This window comes from Streptosporangium roseum DSM 43021 (assembly GCF_000024865.1).
Taxonomy (GTDB): domain Bacteria; phylum Actinomycetota; class Actinomycetes; order Streptosporangiales; family Streptosporangiaceae; genus Streptosporangium; species Streptosporangium roseum.
In genome coordinates this window covers 26,615-41,195 of the sequence record NC_013595.1, presented here as the reverse complement: position 1 = coordinate 41,195, position 14,581 = coordinate 26,615, and the positions used below count along the sequence as shown (strand labels likewise).

Genomic DNA, 14,581 nt, shown 5'->3' with positions numbered 1-14,581 from the left:
CACATCCAGTGACGGTCAGGGGCATCGGCACAGGCTGGAGCGGCCCGGCCGGCGTGCCCCTGGCACGCGTGGACAGGCCGCTGGGCGTCCGGCGCGAGGAGGTCGCCGGCCGTCGCAGGGACCGGCCAGGCGCTGACGGGGAAGGTCCGCGTTCTCACCTGGCACGGCCGCCTGCGAGGCGATCAGCCGGCTGATCCGTTCACAGCCGGTGTCCGGCGTTCTCGCCTTGCCGGGCGGGGCTGCCGTGGGGTTCATCGGAAACGGAGGCCGGAGCGGGGCGGCGGTATGACAGTCGCCGCAACAGCACTTCCGCCGGGCCGCGGTAGCCCGCGCGGCGCATCCACTCGGCCAGCAGGACAGAGGCCACCCAGAGTCCGATGGCGATTCCGAAAGTGGCGGCGAAACTCATGTCGTCCCGCAAGCCCAGGGTGAACGGGTAGAACAGCGCCACCCACACCACGGATTGGAGCAGGTAGAAGGTCAGTGAGCGCTGCCCCAGCGCCGCCAGGGCCGTGATCAGACGGCCACGCCGTACCCTGATCGCGACGAGTCCGGCGGCGGCGGCCATGCCGATGCCGCCCGCGTATCCGGTCAGGTCGTGCGCGATGGCAATCGTCCAGCCGATCGGGGCCGAGGTGGTCGTCCACGCGCCGGCCGCCAGCAGAGCGGCGGGAAGCCTGCCGATGACGGACACCCCGATGAAGATCACAGTGATGCGGCGCAGCAACGACGCATGGCGCTCGGGCTCGTCGAGGATCCGGCGCCTGGCGGCCCAGATTCCCACCAGCATGCCCGGCACCACGATGATCGTGGAGATGGCGGTCTCCACCGGCCAGGAGGGAATGCTCGCGACGAGGTGGGCGCCGAAGGTGGGCTCCATGAACTCCGCCATGGTGACGGGGCCCGCCTGGGCGGCCACGCTCTGCCAGGCCAGCAGGAGGGTCGCGGGGATGAGCGTCAGGATGCTCGTCCACCACAGCACCGAATCCCGCGCTCGCACGAGCGGTGCGAGCACCAGCAGCGTCAGTCCGTACACCGCGATGATGTCGATCGGCACGAGCAGTACCGTGTTCGCGAAGCCGATGACGATCAGCCAGAAGGCCCTGCGCCGCAGCAGTTTCCGGACCGAGGTCCAGTCGTCGCCCCGGGCGTGCTGGCGATGGGCCAGCTGGCCGAGACCGTAGCCGAACAGCAGCACGAACATGCTGCGGGCCTGGTTGTCGGCGAACAGGGACTTGACGAACTTCGCGGCGGTGTTGAGCGCGGCGGGCCCGGCGTCCCAGTCGCCGACGAACGCCGGCGCGTGCGCCAGGGCGATCAGCAGCAGCATGAAGCCGCGCGCCAGATCCGGTGCCAGCGATCGAGTGGTCACATGTGTGGGTGCCGTGGCGGAGAGGGGTTTGGCCATGATTCCTTCCAGGTGAGGACATCGGTGCCTGCACCGACTGCTTCATGCGTGATCGGGCGATTCGCTGTTCCGCGGACATGCCTCAGCGGCCCGGGACGGCGGGGAGGTTCGGGGGCTGACGGGGTGCGCGGCCGGGGACGGCCTACCGGGACTCGGCTGGGCAGAACTCCGCCGCGAGCACGTCGTCGAAGACGCTGAGGCCGCTCCAGTCGCCGTTGACCTGACTGGTGACCATGTGCTTGCCGTCACGGGTCCCCATGGCGTACACCCACGAACCGTAGGTCGCGCCGGCGTTGCCCCAGAGTGTGACGCCGCACGACAGCTTCTGGGCGAAGACCCCGAGGCCGTACCGGGTGCCGGGGATCCACTGAGGGCCACCCTCGGTCGCGATGGTGGTGAACATCTCCTGCTGCTGGGCGGACGGCAGCAGGCGTCCGCCCAGCAGCGCGCCGAAGAACCTGTCGAGATCCCCGGTGGTCGAGACGACGCCACCGGCCGCCCAGGCGAAGGACTGCTTCATCTCGGTCGCGTCGTAGATCGTGGGGTTGGCGTCCTGGGAGAACAGCGTGGAGTAGTGCCGGGGGTGCGCCCCGCGAATCTTCGCCTCGTCGTCCGGCAGGTATGTCCCGGTCAGCCCCAGCGGGCGGAGGATCCGTCGGGTGAGCTCCTCACCATACGTCCTGCCGGTCGCCTTTTCGGCGATCATGGCGGCCAGGAAGTAGTTGGTGTTGGAGTACCCGAACCCCTTGCCCGGCTCGAAGTAGGGCGGGTTGGCCAGGCCGATCTTCACCAGCTGCTCGGGGGTGTATTCGTCGTAGCGGTGCTCGAACCACGCGGCACCCTGTCCCGTGGCGAAGAACGCCTTGTCGTTGCCGTAGTTGAAGATTCCGCTGCTGTGGTTGAGCAACTGCCGGATCGTGATCTTGCTGCCGTCGTAGCCGTTGCCCTTGACCAGGCCGGGCAGCCATTCTTCCACCGTGTCTTCCAGGCTCAGCTTGCGTTCGGCCGCCAGTTGCAGGACCACGGTGGCGGTGAACGCCTTGGTGGCGCTCCCGATCCGGAACCGCTCGTGCGGCCGGCGCTTGCGGCCGGTTTCGGTATCGGCCGCGCCCGCCGAGCCGAACCATCTCTCGCGGCCGTCGCGGACCTCGGCGACGATGCCGGGAGCGCCGCTCCGGGCTACGGCGTGGTCAAGAGCGCGCTGCACCCCGGCGTGGCCGGAGGCGGTCGACGCGGTCGCCGCGGGGGCCGCCAAGGCGGCTCCCGCCATCGTCACGGCGGCGACGAGCAGTCCTGCCTTGGCGGGGAGAGATGTGGTCATGTCGATTCCTTTCAGGCGAGGGAAACCAGCGCGACACCGATCGCCTCGCTCGCGACAGTACTTGTTCGGTTCCTGACAAAAGCTAATTTGCCTTCACAGAAGTGTCAACGCAAATGATGCGATTTTCCGAGTTCTCCTGGGCAAATTCGCCAATTTTTGCAATGAGCCTGTAATCGAATGCAATATGCGATCATCGCTACTTGCAATGAGATGCATGCGAACGCAATACTGTCCATCCACCCCGCAGACGCGTCGAGCGGACCGGAGCATGACCGGAGCAACAGGAGGCAACACCGATGCCCGGAGGCAGGCTGACCCATCAGGACCGCCGGCAGATCGCCGAGGGACTGGCCGAAGGACTCACCTACACCGAGATCGCCGGCCGCCTGGACCGACCGATCTCGACCGTCACCCGGGAGGTGACCCGCAACGGTGGAGCCGCCGGCTACCAGGCCGACCGGGCACACCAGGCGACCGAGGGCCGTGCTCGTCGGCGCAAGCCGTCCCCGTCCCCGGCGCCACCGGCCACCGGCGACGCACACGGGCGCGACCTCGAAGCGGTCCACGGCCTGGAGGAACAGTTCACCGCGATGATGATCAACACGGGCCTGCCGCGCATGACCGCCCGAGTCCTCACCTGCCTCTACGTCACCGACAGTGGCAGCCTGACCGCCGCCGAGCTCGTCCAGCGCCTCCAGGTCAGCCCCGCGTCCATCTCCAAGGCCGTCGGCGAGCTTGAACAGCAGGAGCTGATCCGGCGGGAACGCGACCCCCGCCGACGGCGCGACCGGTACGTCATCGACGCGGACGCCTGGTTCCGAGGTTGGATGGCCGGCGCCCGCCAGAACACCATGCTGGCCGACATCGCCCGCCAAGGAGCCGAGATCCTCGGCGCCACCACGCCCGCCGGCACCCGGCTACAGGACATCGGCCAGTTCTTCGAGCACGTCGGTCACCACATGGTCCAGGCGGCCGAGCAGTGGCGTCAGGCCTGTGCCGCGAGGCGAACGGCAGACGGCTAGCACGGCGACGTCACATCAGGCGGCTACTTCGCGGGGAGCTCCATCGCCACCCCGCGGGCGACCGGCGTCCTCGGCATCACGGGCCGGCTCCGGCGCGGTCAGGCGTGCCTCGGCCTGTCGCGCGGCGGACGGCGGTCGCCACCCAGATCGTGGCCAACGCGGCGTAGGTGCTCAGCAGCGCGACGGTGGCCCCTGCCCCGGCGGTGGCCGGCAACGCGGCCAGGACCAGCGAGGCGACGATGGCGAGGGTCAGCAGGGCCGCCCAGCCGTACAGCACGGACCGTCCGCGCCGGGAGCCGGTGTTCGCCGCCTCCTGGACGGGGGTGACCAGCGCCATGACCGCGGCGCCGGCCGTACCCACCGCGGTCAGCCCGGACACCGCGCCTGACGCCAGCAGCGCCGCGCCCGCCACCGGAAGCACGCAGCAGAGCGCCGCCACGCGTGCCTGCGCGCCCTCCAGCAGCAGCCGGGTGGCCCGGCCGCGGTGCAGGCGCAGCGTCGCCCACGACTCGGCGACCCACGCCGCCCAGTGCAGAACCGCGATGAGGACGAACACCGCGACGAGCGGCGGCATCATGGGCAGCAGCAGCACCAGGCGCCAGCCGCCGCGGAACCTGCCGCGCAGGCGGGTCAGCACACGGTAGAGGGGGTTGCGGCGTTTGAGCGCCAGGACCAGCAGATCCCTGGCGTGGTCGAAGCCGGGGTCGAGTCGCAGCACTTCGCGGAAGGCCTCCGCCGCCCGCCCGGGGTCGCCGAAGGCCAGCTCCGCACGGCCGTACACCAGGTGCGCGGTGGCGCTTTCCGGGTTCAGGCGTACGGCCTGCGCCGCGGCCGGCCTCGCCTCCGCCGCGTCGCCGAGCATGACCAGGGACACTGCCAGGAGGCTCACCAGGTCGGAGTCCTGCGGATCGATGCGCAGCCCCTGACGCGCCGCCTGCGCGGCCTCGGCCCACTGCTCGCCCTGCACGCGCACCCGGGCCAGCAGCTCCCAGGTGGGCGCGTACTCGGGGGACAGCGCCAGCGAGGCCTCGATGGCCGGCAGCGCCCGGTCGGGCCGGCGGGCGCGGTGGTACACCTGCCCGGCCGTGTAGTGCGTGAACCAGAAGTCCGGCGCCAGCCGTACCGCCTCATCGGCCTCGGCGGCGGCCTCGGCCACCTCGCCCCGCTCGATCAGGGCGACGGCGAGCAGGGCGTGGGCGGTGGGGTGCTGCGGATCCTGGGCGATCGCACCGCGCAGCTCCCGCGCCGCCTCCGCCGGGCGGCGCAGGTCGAGCAGGCCGCGCGCGCGTTCGAGCGAGGCCTGGGTGGTCACCGGCTGCCCTTGATCCACGGCATCAGCTCGTCCCAGGCGCCGGACTCGTTGGCGTGCATCACGTAGTTGCGGGCGGTGGCCAGCCACTCGCGCACCGCGGTGGGCTTGACCTGCCGGGCCACCGCCAGCAGGTCGGGCGTCGACAGGGGGATCGGGCGGCCCGCGCTGATCGACTGCTGGAGTTTGGCCTCCACCGCACGGTCGACCAGGCCCTTCAGGTCGGCGCCGGTGAACTGGTCGGTGATCCGCGCCACCGCGTCGTAGTCCATCTCGGCCAGGGGCTTGTCTCGGCACAGGAGGCGCAGGATGGCGGCGCGCGCGGCCGCGTCGGGCGGCGGCACGAACACGAGCTGGTCGAAGCGGCCGGGCCGGCGGAAGGCCACGTCGACGTACCAGGGCGCGTTCGTGGCAGCCAGCACCAGCACCCCCTCGTTGGCGCTTTCGTCCACGCCGTCGAGCTCGGCCAGGAACTGGTTGACCAGCTGCCGGGTGTGCGCCTGGCGCATGTCGGAGCGGCGGGCGGCCAGCGCGTCGACCTCGTCGAAGAACAGCACGCACGGCCGGTTGCGGCGGGCCATCTCGAACACCGCGCGCAGGTTGCGCTCGCTGGAGCCGATGTACATGTCCAGGATGTCGGCCAGCCCGACGTTGACGAACGCCGCGCCGAGCTCACCGGCCGCCGCTCTGGCCAGGTGTGTCTTGCCCGCGCCCGGCGGGCCGTAGAGCAGCACCCCGCCGCCGGCCCGCTTGCCGAACGCGGCGAACAGCTCCGGCTGCTGGAGGGGCAGCAGGAGCTTGATCCGCAGTGCCTCCTTGACCGCGTCCATGCCCGCCACGTCGGCGAAGGTGAAGCGGGAGCGCTCGACCTCCGCGCTGGTCTCATGCGGGAGGTCCGGCGAGGCCGCCACGGGCTGCGGCGGGGCCACCACGGGCTGCCGCGGCGGCGGCGCCAGCCGGGCGGCGAGGTCGGGGTCGGCGGCGGAGGGGTCGCGGGAGACCGCCTCGTGGTAGCGGTAGCCGGCGCCGGCCGTGTCGCCCTCGCCCAGCAGCGCTCTGGCCGCGATCACGCCCATACGCGGCGGGTAACCGGGTGTCGCCAGATGCGGCTCCAGGATCGACAGGGCGGTGCCGTACGAGCTCTGGCGGGTGAACGCCTCCGCCAGCCCGGTCGTGATGTCCGGATCCTGGGGCGCCAGCATGAGCGCTGCGCGATACTCCGCCTCCGCCTCGGCGAGATAACCCTTGGTGAGGAGCTGGTCGGCCAGATGCCGCCGCAGGGGGAGGTTGTCTGGAGAAAAGCGCGCCGCCTCGCGGAGCGCCTGCAGGCCGGCATCGTCGAGCACGGAGCTACATCCCTTCTGTCCGGGTTCAGGGCGTCAAACTACCAGCCGCGGATGCCGGAATCCTGGCCCATCGGATACCCCGGGCAACGGCCCGGCGGATGGCCGAGCCGTCTCCCGCATCGGGGCGATGCCGCTGTCCGGCCTGCCGATTCCCCGGATCGGGACGTGGCATTCCCGATGCCCCGGATGACCGGGGTCGTGTCCCATCCGAAGATCACGAGCTGTGGCGGGGACGGTGGTCCGCTCCGTCCCGGGGGGCCGCGACGGCGGCGGCGCGCTCGGTGGTCCTGACTGTCCGGAGATGCGGTAAGTTGCCGGATCATGATCGGCCGTTCGCGTAGGTGCCGCCGTGTCGGCCGGCATCCGCGAGCCGTTCGGGCTGGAGGTCGGAGATCGTGAACGCGGACGGAGCCGCGTGGGAACAGCGCAGCGTGGCACGGGTGGTGTCCCCCGTTCAGCCCCGCAAACTGGCGAGTGTCCCCTTCGTCGAGCTGGCGGACGGCCGCCTGCAGGGTGTCGTGTCGAGTGGTTCGGACATCGCTCGGGTGTACGTCTCGTCGATCACCGCTGGAACTCACGCTTTCAACTGCAGCACCAACAACAACCGGCCGTGCGGCGGGCTGCGCGGCTCGCCGTGCAAGCATCTGCAGGCCCTCGCCGGGGAGGCCGTGCTCCAGTACGGCCTCGACCAGGTCGCCCGCTACCTGCACGTCGAGGTAGGTGACGGCGCGAACCTGATGAGCTGCCTGAACGGCCGGCACGAGCCCACGCCGGGCGCCATGGTGTTCAGCCGCTTCCTGCGCCACCTGTCCTACCTGGAGCTGCCGGACACCACCGAGCCCATCGCTGAGATGCACTGGTTCCCGGCCACGGGGGCGGTCCGCTGATGCTTGCCGTACAGCTCGCCGAACTGCTCGACGGCGTTCCGCCGGGAGTCGGGGAGGCCCTCGATCTGGTGACGGGCTTCGACGACTCGCTCGTGCACGGACTCGCCCGGCTGAGCGAGGAGCGCGCGACGGCGCTGACCTCCCTGGCCGGTGCTCTCTCGGCCACGCCGCTCGGCGGGCGGGTGGGCGAGGCGGCCGGGAAGCTCGCCGCCGGTTCGGTCACGGAGGAGCATCTGACGGCCCTGGCCGGCGGGCGCGCCGCACTGTTCGGCGCGGTGCACGACGCCCTGCTCGCCCGCCTGGACGCCGCGCTGGGAAGGGTCCGGGCGCCGTGGGAGGAACCGCCGGCCACGCCGGCGCCCGCGGCGGACAACCTGCTCAGCGGGTGCCGGTCCTGGCTCGGCGAGCTGGCCATCACCGGATGGCGGGGCGTCGACCACGACCTCGTCTCCGCCTCAAGCCAGACGATCGAGGCCCTGCTGCCCGAACCCGGGCTGCGCCGGCTCGCGGTGCTGCTCGACGGTTTGGCGGCAGAGCTGCGGGCGTCGTGCCCCGTCGGGACGGTGGAACGCCTGCCCGCCCGGCGGTGGGCCGACCTGTGGACGCGTGCTCTGCTGCTGTCGCAGGCCGGCGGCCTGCCGGGTGGTTCCGAGTCCGCGGGCGTGGTGTCGGGACGGCTGCTGATCCTCGGCGTCGACGTGCACGAGCACGGCACCGCCGTACAGATGCAGGTGCACGGCGTCCTGGAACCCGCAGACGGCGCGCCGTCCCGGCTGGTGCGCACGAGCGTCGCCGCCGCGAAGGTGGACACGATCGTCGGCCCGGCCCTGTGGCGGCTGCTGGGCGGCTACCCCGCGCTGCTGGGCGCGCTGGCCGAACGCCGTAGCCTGGACGTCACGGATCTGCCCCTGCTGGGCAGCGGTGACCTGGTGTGGCACGACGACCGGGCCCGCGTGGGCGAGCCCGTCGACCCGTTCGCCACCGCCAGGCTCCAGCTCGCCGGCGCGCTCGCCCCGGCGGTGCCGCCCCTGGACCGCCATCCCGTGCGCATCGCCGAGCCCGTGCTGGTGGAGGGCTACCGCGTCGCCGCCGACGGCACGCTGGACCTGGGGGGCGGCACCCTCGCCGTCGACGTCGACCGCCTGCCGGCCTGCGGCCCGCTCACTCCCAAGCTGGTGGCCTCCTCCTCGGCGTGCATCGGCCTGATCCGCTGGGACGGCGGCCGCTGGCTGCTGCAGCCCCTCGCGGTCCAGACGACGGTCAAGCGCCAGACGGTCGAGAGGCACAACGGGGACTGGGCGCTGGGCCCCACGGACCCCAAGGTCGTGAAGGCCGAGGCCAGGGCCGGTGACGCGGTGGCCGTGCTGCGCGAGCGGGCCGGGCGGTTGCTGAGGCGATGAGCGACTCCCGGATCAGCGCCGACGAGAACCGGCGCCAGGTGCTCTACTGGCGGCTCCTGGCGCGGCTGTTCGACGGTGACGAACAGCCCTCGCTGGAGGCGGCCAGCATGGCCATCGTCGGCGACCTCGGACTGCCGCCGGCGCTGCTGGACCCGGCGGTGTCGGTGGACAACATCGTGCAGCGCTTCCCTGAGCTGGGCGCCGAGCTGCAGGGCCTGCTGGCGCAGGAGGACGGCGTCGCGTCCGCTTCCACCGAGGGGCACCCGCCGGGCCGGGAAGGCGAGGACGATGTCGCGCCCGCTACCGGTGACGGGCACCTGCCGGATGAGGCGGAGGACGGTGTCGCGTCCGCTCCGGCCGGCGGGCACTCGCCGGAGCGGGCCGGTGCGGCCGAGGTGCGCCGGGCGGCCCTGGTGTCGAAGCTCCTGCTCAACGTGTTCTCGACGGGGACGGGCAGCGTCAGCGCCACCGATCTGGCCCGCTGGCAGCAGGACGCCGGCTGGTTCGAGCAGGCGCTCGGGGCCGAGCCGGGACAGCTGCGGTCCCGTCCCGGAGGCGGCGAACTGGCCGGCGTGCTGGCCGGCCTGGAAGGCGACCTGGTCCGCCGCATGCGCCTGCGCGAGGTGCTGGCCGACTCGGCCCTGGCCGCCCGGCTGACGCCGAGCATGTCGCTCATCGAGCAGCTGCTGCGGGACAAGTCCAACCTGTCGGGAGTCGCGCTGGCCAACGCCAAGGCGCTGATCCGCAGGTTCGTCGAGGAGGTCGCCGAGGTGCTGCGCACGCAGGTCGAGAAGACCAGCGTGGGTGTCATCGACAGGTCGGTGCCGCCGAAGCGGGTGTTCCGCAACCTCGACGTCGAACGCACGATCTGGAAGAACCTCACCAACTGGAGCCCGGAGGACCAGCGGCTGTACGTGGACCGGCTGTACTACCGGCAGACCGCCCGGCGGACCACGCCGGCACGGTTGATCGTGGTCGTCGACCAGTCGGGCTCGATGGTCGACGCGATGGTGAACTGCACGATCCTCGCCTCGATCTTCGCCGGCCTGCCCAAGGTGGACGTGCATCTGGTCGCCTACGACACCCGCGCGCTCGACCTGACCCCGTGGGTGCACGACCCGTTCGAGGTGCTGCTGCGGACGACGCTCGGGGGTGGCACCAACGGGACCGTCGCGATGGCCGTCGCCCGGCCGAAGATCGCCGACCCGCGTAACACCGTGATGGTGTGGATCTCCGACTTCTACGACAACCGGGCGCTGATCACCGACTTCGAGGCGGTGCACCGTTCGGGCGTGAAGTTCATCCCGGTCGGCTCGGTGAACAGCTCGGGACACCAGAGCGTGGACCCGTGGTTCCGCCAGAAGCTCAAGGACCTGGGCACCCCGGTGATCTCGGGTCACATCCGCAAACTCGTGTTCGAGCTCAAGAACTTCCTCGCCTAGGAGACCCCGCGAATGACCGACGAGATGCTGCGTGCCCCCGCCGAGGTGAAGTACGCCGACGAGCTCGACTGGCTGGAGTCGGTCGACGACGGCCCCAAGCCGTTCTCGTGGCGGCTCAGCCCCCGGATGGTGCGGCTGTTCGTGCTCGGGTCCGAGCGCTCCGACGGGCTCGACCGGGAGATCTCCCAGAAGTGGTTCGGCGACCGGAGCTTCGTCGAACGCGCCATCGTGACCCTGGCGTCGGACCGCGGTCTGCTGCTGATCGGGGACCCGGGCACCGGCAAGAGCTGGCTCGCCGAGCTGCTCGCGGCCGCCGTCTGCCGCAACTCGACCCTGGTCGTCCAGGGTACGGCCGGCACGACCGAGGACCACATCAAGTACTCGTGGAACGTCTCCATGGTGATCGCCAAGGGGCAGTCCCGGGAGTCGATGATCCCCTCGCCGATCATGACGGCGATGGAGCAGGGCGTGATCGGCCGCTTCGAGGAGCTGACCCGCTCGACCAGCGACGTGCAGGACGCCCTGATCTCCATCCTCTCCGAGAAGTACGTGTCCGTCCCCGAACTCGACGACGACAACATCGTGTTCGCCCAGCCCGGATTCTCGATCATCGCCACGGCCAACAGCAGGGACCGGGGCGTGAACGACCTCTCGTCGGCCCTGAAGCGGCGCTTCAACTTCATCCGGATCCCCGTGGTGACGAACAAGCGCAGCGAGGCGGAGATCGTACGGTTCCGCACCACGGAACTGCTGCGCCGGCACCGGATCGAGCTGGACCTGCCGCCCACGCTGCTGGACATCCTGCTGCAGAGCTTCGCCGACCTGCGGGCCGCGGCGGCCTCGGCCACCAGCGACGACGAGAAGCTGGAGTCGGCGCTGTCCACGGCCGAGCAGATCGGCGTGATCGAGGACGCCATCCTGCACAGCCACTTCTTCGGCGACCGCACGCTGCGGGCCGAGACGCTCGCCGGCTCGCTGGTGGGCTCGCTGGCCCGTCGCAGTCCTGAGGACCTGGCCATCCTGAACAAGTACTGGCACGGTGTCGTCGAGCCCCGCAGCAAGCAGGAAGGCGGGGAGTGGAAGGACTTCCTCGAAGGCGGCCGCCAGGCGATCTCCACGCTGTCATGAGTCCCTTCGGCGCCCTGCGCGAGCAGCTCCTCGGTGCCGCCACCGCCTTCGCCGACGCGCCGGGCGCCCTGCCCGGCATCCTGTCGGGCCTGGTCGACGACGTCGACCGGGCGCTGCGCGAGGAGCTTGAGATCTTCCCGGTGTGCCATCACTCACCGGCCTCGGCGCTGGCCATGGTGCGGCGCCTGCGGGAGAAGCAGCCCAAAGTCATCTATCTGGAGCTGTGCGAGGACCTGCAGCCGCTCCTGGACGAGCTGCGCAACTGCCGCCTCCCCGTGGCGCTGCAGGCGTTCGCGTCGGAGATCGACGGTTTCCCGCCGGACTGGGGGCCGCTCAGCGTCGTGGCGCCCATCACCGAGGCGTCGGCCGAGTACCAGGCCATCGCCTACGCCCTCGACACCCCGGGGGTCGAGCTGGTGCTGGTGGACCGCTCGGCGGACCACGTCTTCCAGTGGCTGCCCCGCGAGCCGGCCGCGCCGGCCGCCGCCGACGCCGACGACGACACCGCCGGACACGGCGAGGAAGCGGCCCTGCACGGCGACGCCGTCGGCGTCGAGATCGGCGACCTGCGGCCCCGCTTCGCCGAACTCGAAGAGCACCTGCTCCACCATGGCAAGGTCCGGCACTGGTCCGAGTGGTGGGACCAGTACGTGGAGCAGCCCCTGGCCGGAGCGGACTACGACACCTACCGCCAGGTCATGGTGCTGATCGGCAGCCTGTTCCGGCGGCTGGGGCCCGACGAGGGCGACCGGCTGGCCCGCGACGAGGATCGCGAGCGCTACATGTGGACCCGGATGCGGGAGCACCTGGCCGCGTCGGACGCCGACCCGTCGCAGTGCCTGTACGTGTGCGGCGCGTTCCACGCGGCCAGCCGGGTCGAGCAGTTCGGGCTGGCGGCGGAGGCACCGGCCTACGACATCAGCCCCCGGACGGCCACGCGCTGGCTGTACGGGCTCATCCCGTCCAGCCACTCCGCCATCGAGGCCCAGTTCGCGCTGGCCTCCGGCTCGGTGTCGATCGCCGCGGCGACCTGGACCAAGGCCGTGGCGCGCCACGGTGTCACGCCGTACCGGCTCGAAGGCCAGAAGGGGGCCGGCAAGCGCCCCGGGCGCGCGCGGCCGGCGGCACCCGTCCCGCAGGGGCCGGTGACCGACCGGTTGTCCGGTTTCCTGGCGAACCCGCCCGCGCTGGACGGTCTCGACGAGGCGGAGCTGCTGGGCTGGTGCGTCGACATCGTCCGGCTGGCCCGCCGCAACGGCTACCTGGCCAGTACGGCGGACGCCATCGCCGTGTTCGAGACGTCCATCCTGCTCGCCGGCCTGCGTAACCGGGCCCGGCCCACGCCCTACGACTTCCAGGACGCCGCGGTCACGTGCATCGAGAAGGACGTGGTGCCCGGCCGCCGGGACGTGCGCCGCCTGTGCGAGATCCTTCTGGGCGGTGACCGGATCGGCGAGGTCGGCTACCGGGCACTCCCGCCGCTGGCCCAGGACGTCTACGACCGGCTGAAGCCGCTCGGGCTCGACCTGGAGAAGCGCACCCAGCAGCGGGCGCTGCTGAACCTCGACGCGGAGCCGGAGCTCGTGCCCTGCTCCCACCTGCTGTGGATACTGCGCTACCTGCTGCCCGAGGACGCCGTCCGTCCCATCATGGGCACGCGCCGCCTCGGCGAGCGGCCGATCCAGGAGAGCTGGGACCTGGCGATCGGCCGCCACCAGCGATCGATCATCGAGCTGGGCTACGAGGGAGTCACCGTCGAGCAGGTGCTGGAGCAGCGCCTGCGCCGTACCGTGTGGGCGCCTGAGGCCACCGCCGCCGTCGCCCTCGCGGCCGTGGAGGACGCCACCCTGTACCTGGGCAGCCGGCGGTTCACCGACGAGCTCGGCGGGCGGGCCGTGGAGCTGCTGGCCGCCGAGCGCACCGTGGACGACGCCCCCGACGTGCTGCGCCGGATCCGCCGGCTGCTGGCCCACTACCGTGCCACCGAGCCGGTGCTGCCGGCGTGGTGCGAGGCCTTCGTCACCACCGGGTACGCGCACTACTGCACGCTGCTGCCGACCGCCTTCGTGGATGAGGAGGTCGGCGTCCGCCAGGTGGCCGCCATGCTCGGGTTCCTGTCGAGCATGGAGAGCCTCGCGCTGGCCCTGGGCTGTGACCGCGCCCAGCTCGAACTCGCCGTACGGCAGTCGCATCCCGAGGCGCCGGCCAAGGTGGCGCTGCTGTGGGCCGCCCAGTTCCGGCTCGGCATGCTTCCGCAGGCCGAGCTGCGGTCGCGGTGTGACGAGCTGCTGGCCAACCCGCTCGTCGTCCCGGCGTTCCCGCTGTACATGAGCGGCTTCGTGCAGGCGCTGGAGCCGGTTCCGGCGCTGGCGCCCTTCGTGGTCGAGGTGATGTCCAAGGCCTTCGCCCGGCTGCCCGACGCCGTCCTGCTCCCCTGGCTCCCCAAATTGATCACGACCCTGCGGGACCAGGCGCGCGAGCTGGTGCCTGTGCTCGTGCGTGAGGCGGGCCGCACGTTCCCCGCGGGCCTGTCCTCCGTCGACACGTGGGTGCCGCCGTGGTCGGCGCGGGAGACGCCGAAGGCGGTGGCCGGTCCGGTGCCCGCGGCGGCCGGCCCGGTGGCCGATCTGCTGGCCGGCCACCCGGCGGCATGTGACGCCGTGGCCGTGCTGCTCGGGTGCGAGGCGGGGTGGCGGCCGTCCGTCCACCTCGCCGGCGGACCCGAGCACCCCGAGGTGGCCGATCTGCTGGTCCGGCACCCCGAGGCCGCGGACGCCGTCGCGGGACTGCTCGACAGGAGGTCCGCCTCCGGCCGGTGAGGTGGTTGTCAGTGGTGGTAGGCGTGGACCACCGCGTGCCCCTTGCCCTTGCCGATGATCCACTTGTTGATCGGGGTGGTGATGAGGAAGGCCACCAGCAGGGCGAACGCGAGGGCGCCCCAGAACAGGCCCGAGGCGAGCCCGGCGTCCATGGCGCCGGGCACCACCATCATCACGCCGTTGTCGACGATCTCCATGACGATGATCGACACGGTGTCGGCGGCGAGTGCCAGCCGTACGATCCGGCGCCAGCCGAGGCCGGACTTGCGTAGTCCCACGATGGTGAGGGCGTAGCCGAAGAAGAAGGCCAGCACGACGGCCAGGACGATGGTCGCCGCGTTGGACCAGCCCAGGGCCGTGCCGATGACCATGCCGAGCACCTCGCCGATGGCGCATCCGGTGAGGCAGTGCAGGGTCGCCGACGCGGCCGCCCGCCACGTCACCTTCCCGGAGTGACCAGCGTGAGAGTGGCCCGCGTGAGAGGGACCAGCGTGAGAAG

General features: G+C 71.6%; 11 protein-coding genes. 6 read left to right on the top strand and 5 right to left on the bottom strand.

The window, feature by feature from the left end; all coding sequences use genetic code 11:
- Positions 1 to 199 precede the first annotated feature (199 nt).
- The gene (locus SROS_RS00175; RefSeq protein WP_012886841.1) at positions 200 to 1,408 is read right to left on the bottom strand and encodes a DUF418 domain-containing protein; all 1,209 of its coding nucleotides are present in this window, start codon (positions 1,406 to 1,408) and stop codon (positions 200 to 202) included.
- A gap of 142 nt (positions 1,409 to 1,550) precedes the next feature.
- A complete protein-coding gene (locus SROS_RS00170; protein ID WP_012886840.1) occupies positions 1,551 to 2,729 on the bottom strand; it encodes a serine hydrolase domain-containing protein in 1,179 nt (392 codons plus the stop codon).
- 296 nt (positions 2,730 to 3,025) lie between these two features.
- On the opposite strand from SROS_RS00170, the gene SROS_RS00165 reads away from it, so the two are divergent.
- Positions 3,026 to 3,751, top strand: a complete 726-nt coding sequence (locus SROS_RS00165; RefSeq protein WP_012886839.1) for a GbsR/MarR family transcriptional regulator — start codon at positions 3,026 to 3,028, stop codon at positions 3,749 to 3,751.
- Between the two features lie 76 nt (positions 3,752 to 3,827).
- Here the strand turns inward: SROS_RS00165 and SROS_RS48990 are convergent, their stop codons facing one another.
- The gene (locus tag SROS_RS48990; protein ID WP_012886838.1) at positions 3,828 to 5,063 is read right to left on the bottom strand and encodes a tetratricopeptide repeat protein; all 1,236 of its coding nucleotides are present in this window, start codon (positions 5,061 to 5,063) and stop codon (positions 3,828 to 3,830) included.
- Positions 5,060 to 6,406, bottom strand: a complete 1,347-nt coding sequence (locus SROS_RS52550) for an ATP-binding protein (RefSeq protein ID WP_012886837.1) — start codon at positions 6,404 to 6,406, stop codon at positions 5,060 to 5,062. The genes SROS_RS48990 and SROS_RS52550 overlap by 4 nt, the downstream gene beginning before the upstream one ends.
- Positions 6,407 to 6,801: 395 nt before the next feature.
- Here SROS_RS52550 and SROS_RS00150 point away from each other — a divergent pair, with 395 nt between their 5' ends.
- Genes SROS_RS00150 through SROS_RS00130 form a run of 5 tightly spaced genes read left to right on the top strand, consistent with a single transcriptional unit; the run spans position 6,802 to position 14,082 of the window.
- On the top strand, positions 6,802 to 7,293 hold the full coding sequence (locus SROS_RS00150; RefSeq protein WP_012886836.1) for a hypothetical protein: 492 nt from the start codon (positions 6,802 to 6,804) through the stop codon (positions 7,291 to 7,293).
- Positions 7,293 to 8,693, top strand: coding sequence for a hypothetical protein (locus SROS_RS00145; protein WP_012886835.1), 1,401 nt, complete (start codon positions 7,293 to 7,295; stop codon positions 8,691 to 8,693). The genes SROS_RS00150 and SROS_RS00145 overlap by 1 nt, the downstream gene beginning before the upstream one ends.
- Complete coding sequence (locus SROS_RS00140; RefSeq protein WP_012886834.1) at positions 8,690 to 10,135, top strand: VWA domain-containing protein; 1,446 nt, start codon at positions 8,690 to 8,692, stop codon at positions 10,133 to 10,135. Before SROS_RS00145 ends, SROS_RS00140 begins: the two co-directional genes overlap by 4 nt.
- Positions 10,136 to 10,147: 12 nt before the next feature.
- Positions 10,148 to 11,263, top strand: a complete 1,116-nt coding sequence (locus SROS_RS00135) for an ATP-binding protein (RefSeq protein ID WP_012886833.1) — start codon at positions 10,148 to 10,150, stop codon at positions 11,261 to 11,263.
- Positions 11,260 to 14,082, top strand: coding sequence for a DUF5682 family protein (locus tag SROS_RS00130; RefSeq protein WP_012886832.1), 2,823 nt, complete (start codon positions 11,260 to 11,262; stop codon positions 14,080 to 14,082). Before SROS_RS00135 ends, SROS_RS00130 begins: the two co-directional genes overlap by 4 nt.
- An 8-nt stretch (positions 14,083 to 14,090) precedes the next feature.
- Here SROS_RS00130 and SROS_RS00125 read toward each other — a convergent pair whose 3' ends face one another.
- Positions 14,091 to 14,525 (bottom strand): DUF4396 domain-containing protein, encoded by a 435-nt coding sequence (locus SROS_RS00125; protein ID WP_245564526.1) that lies wholly within the window; start codon positions 14,523 to 14,525, stop codon positions 14,091 to 14,093.
- Positions 14,526 to 14,581 lie beyond the last annotated feature (56 nt).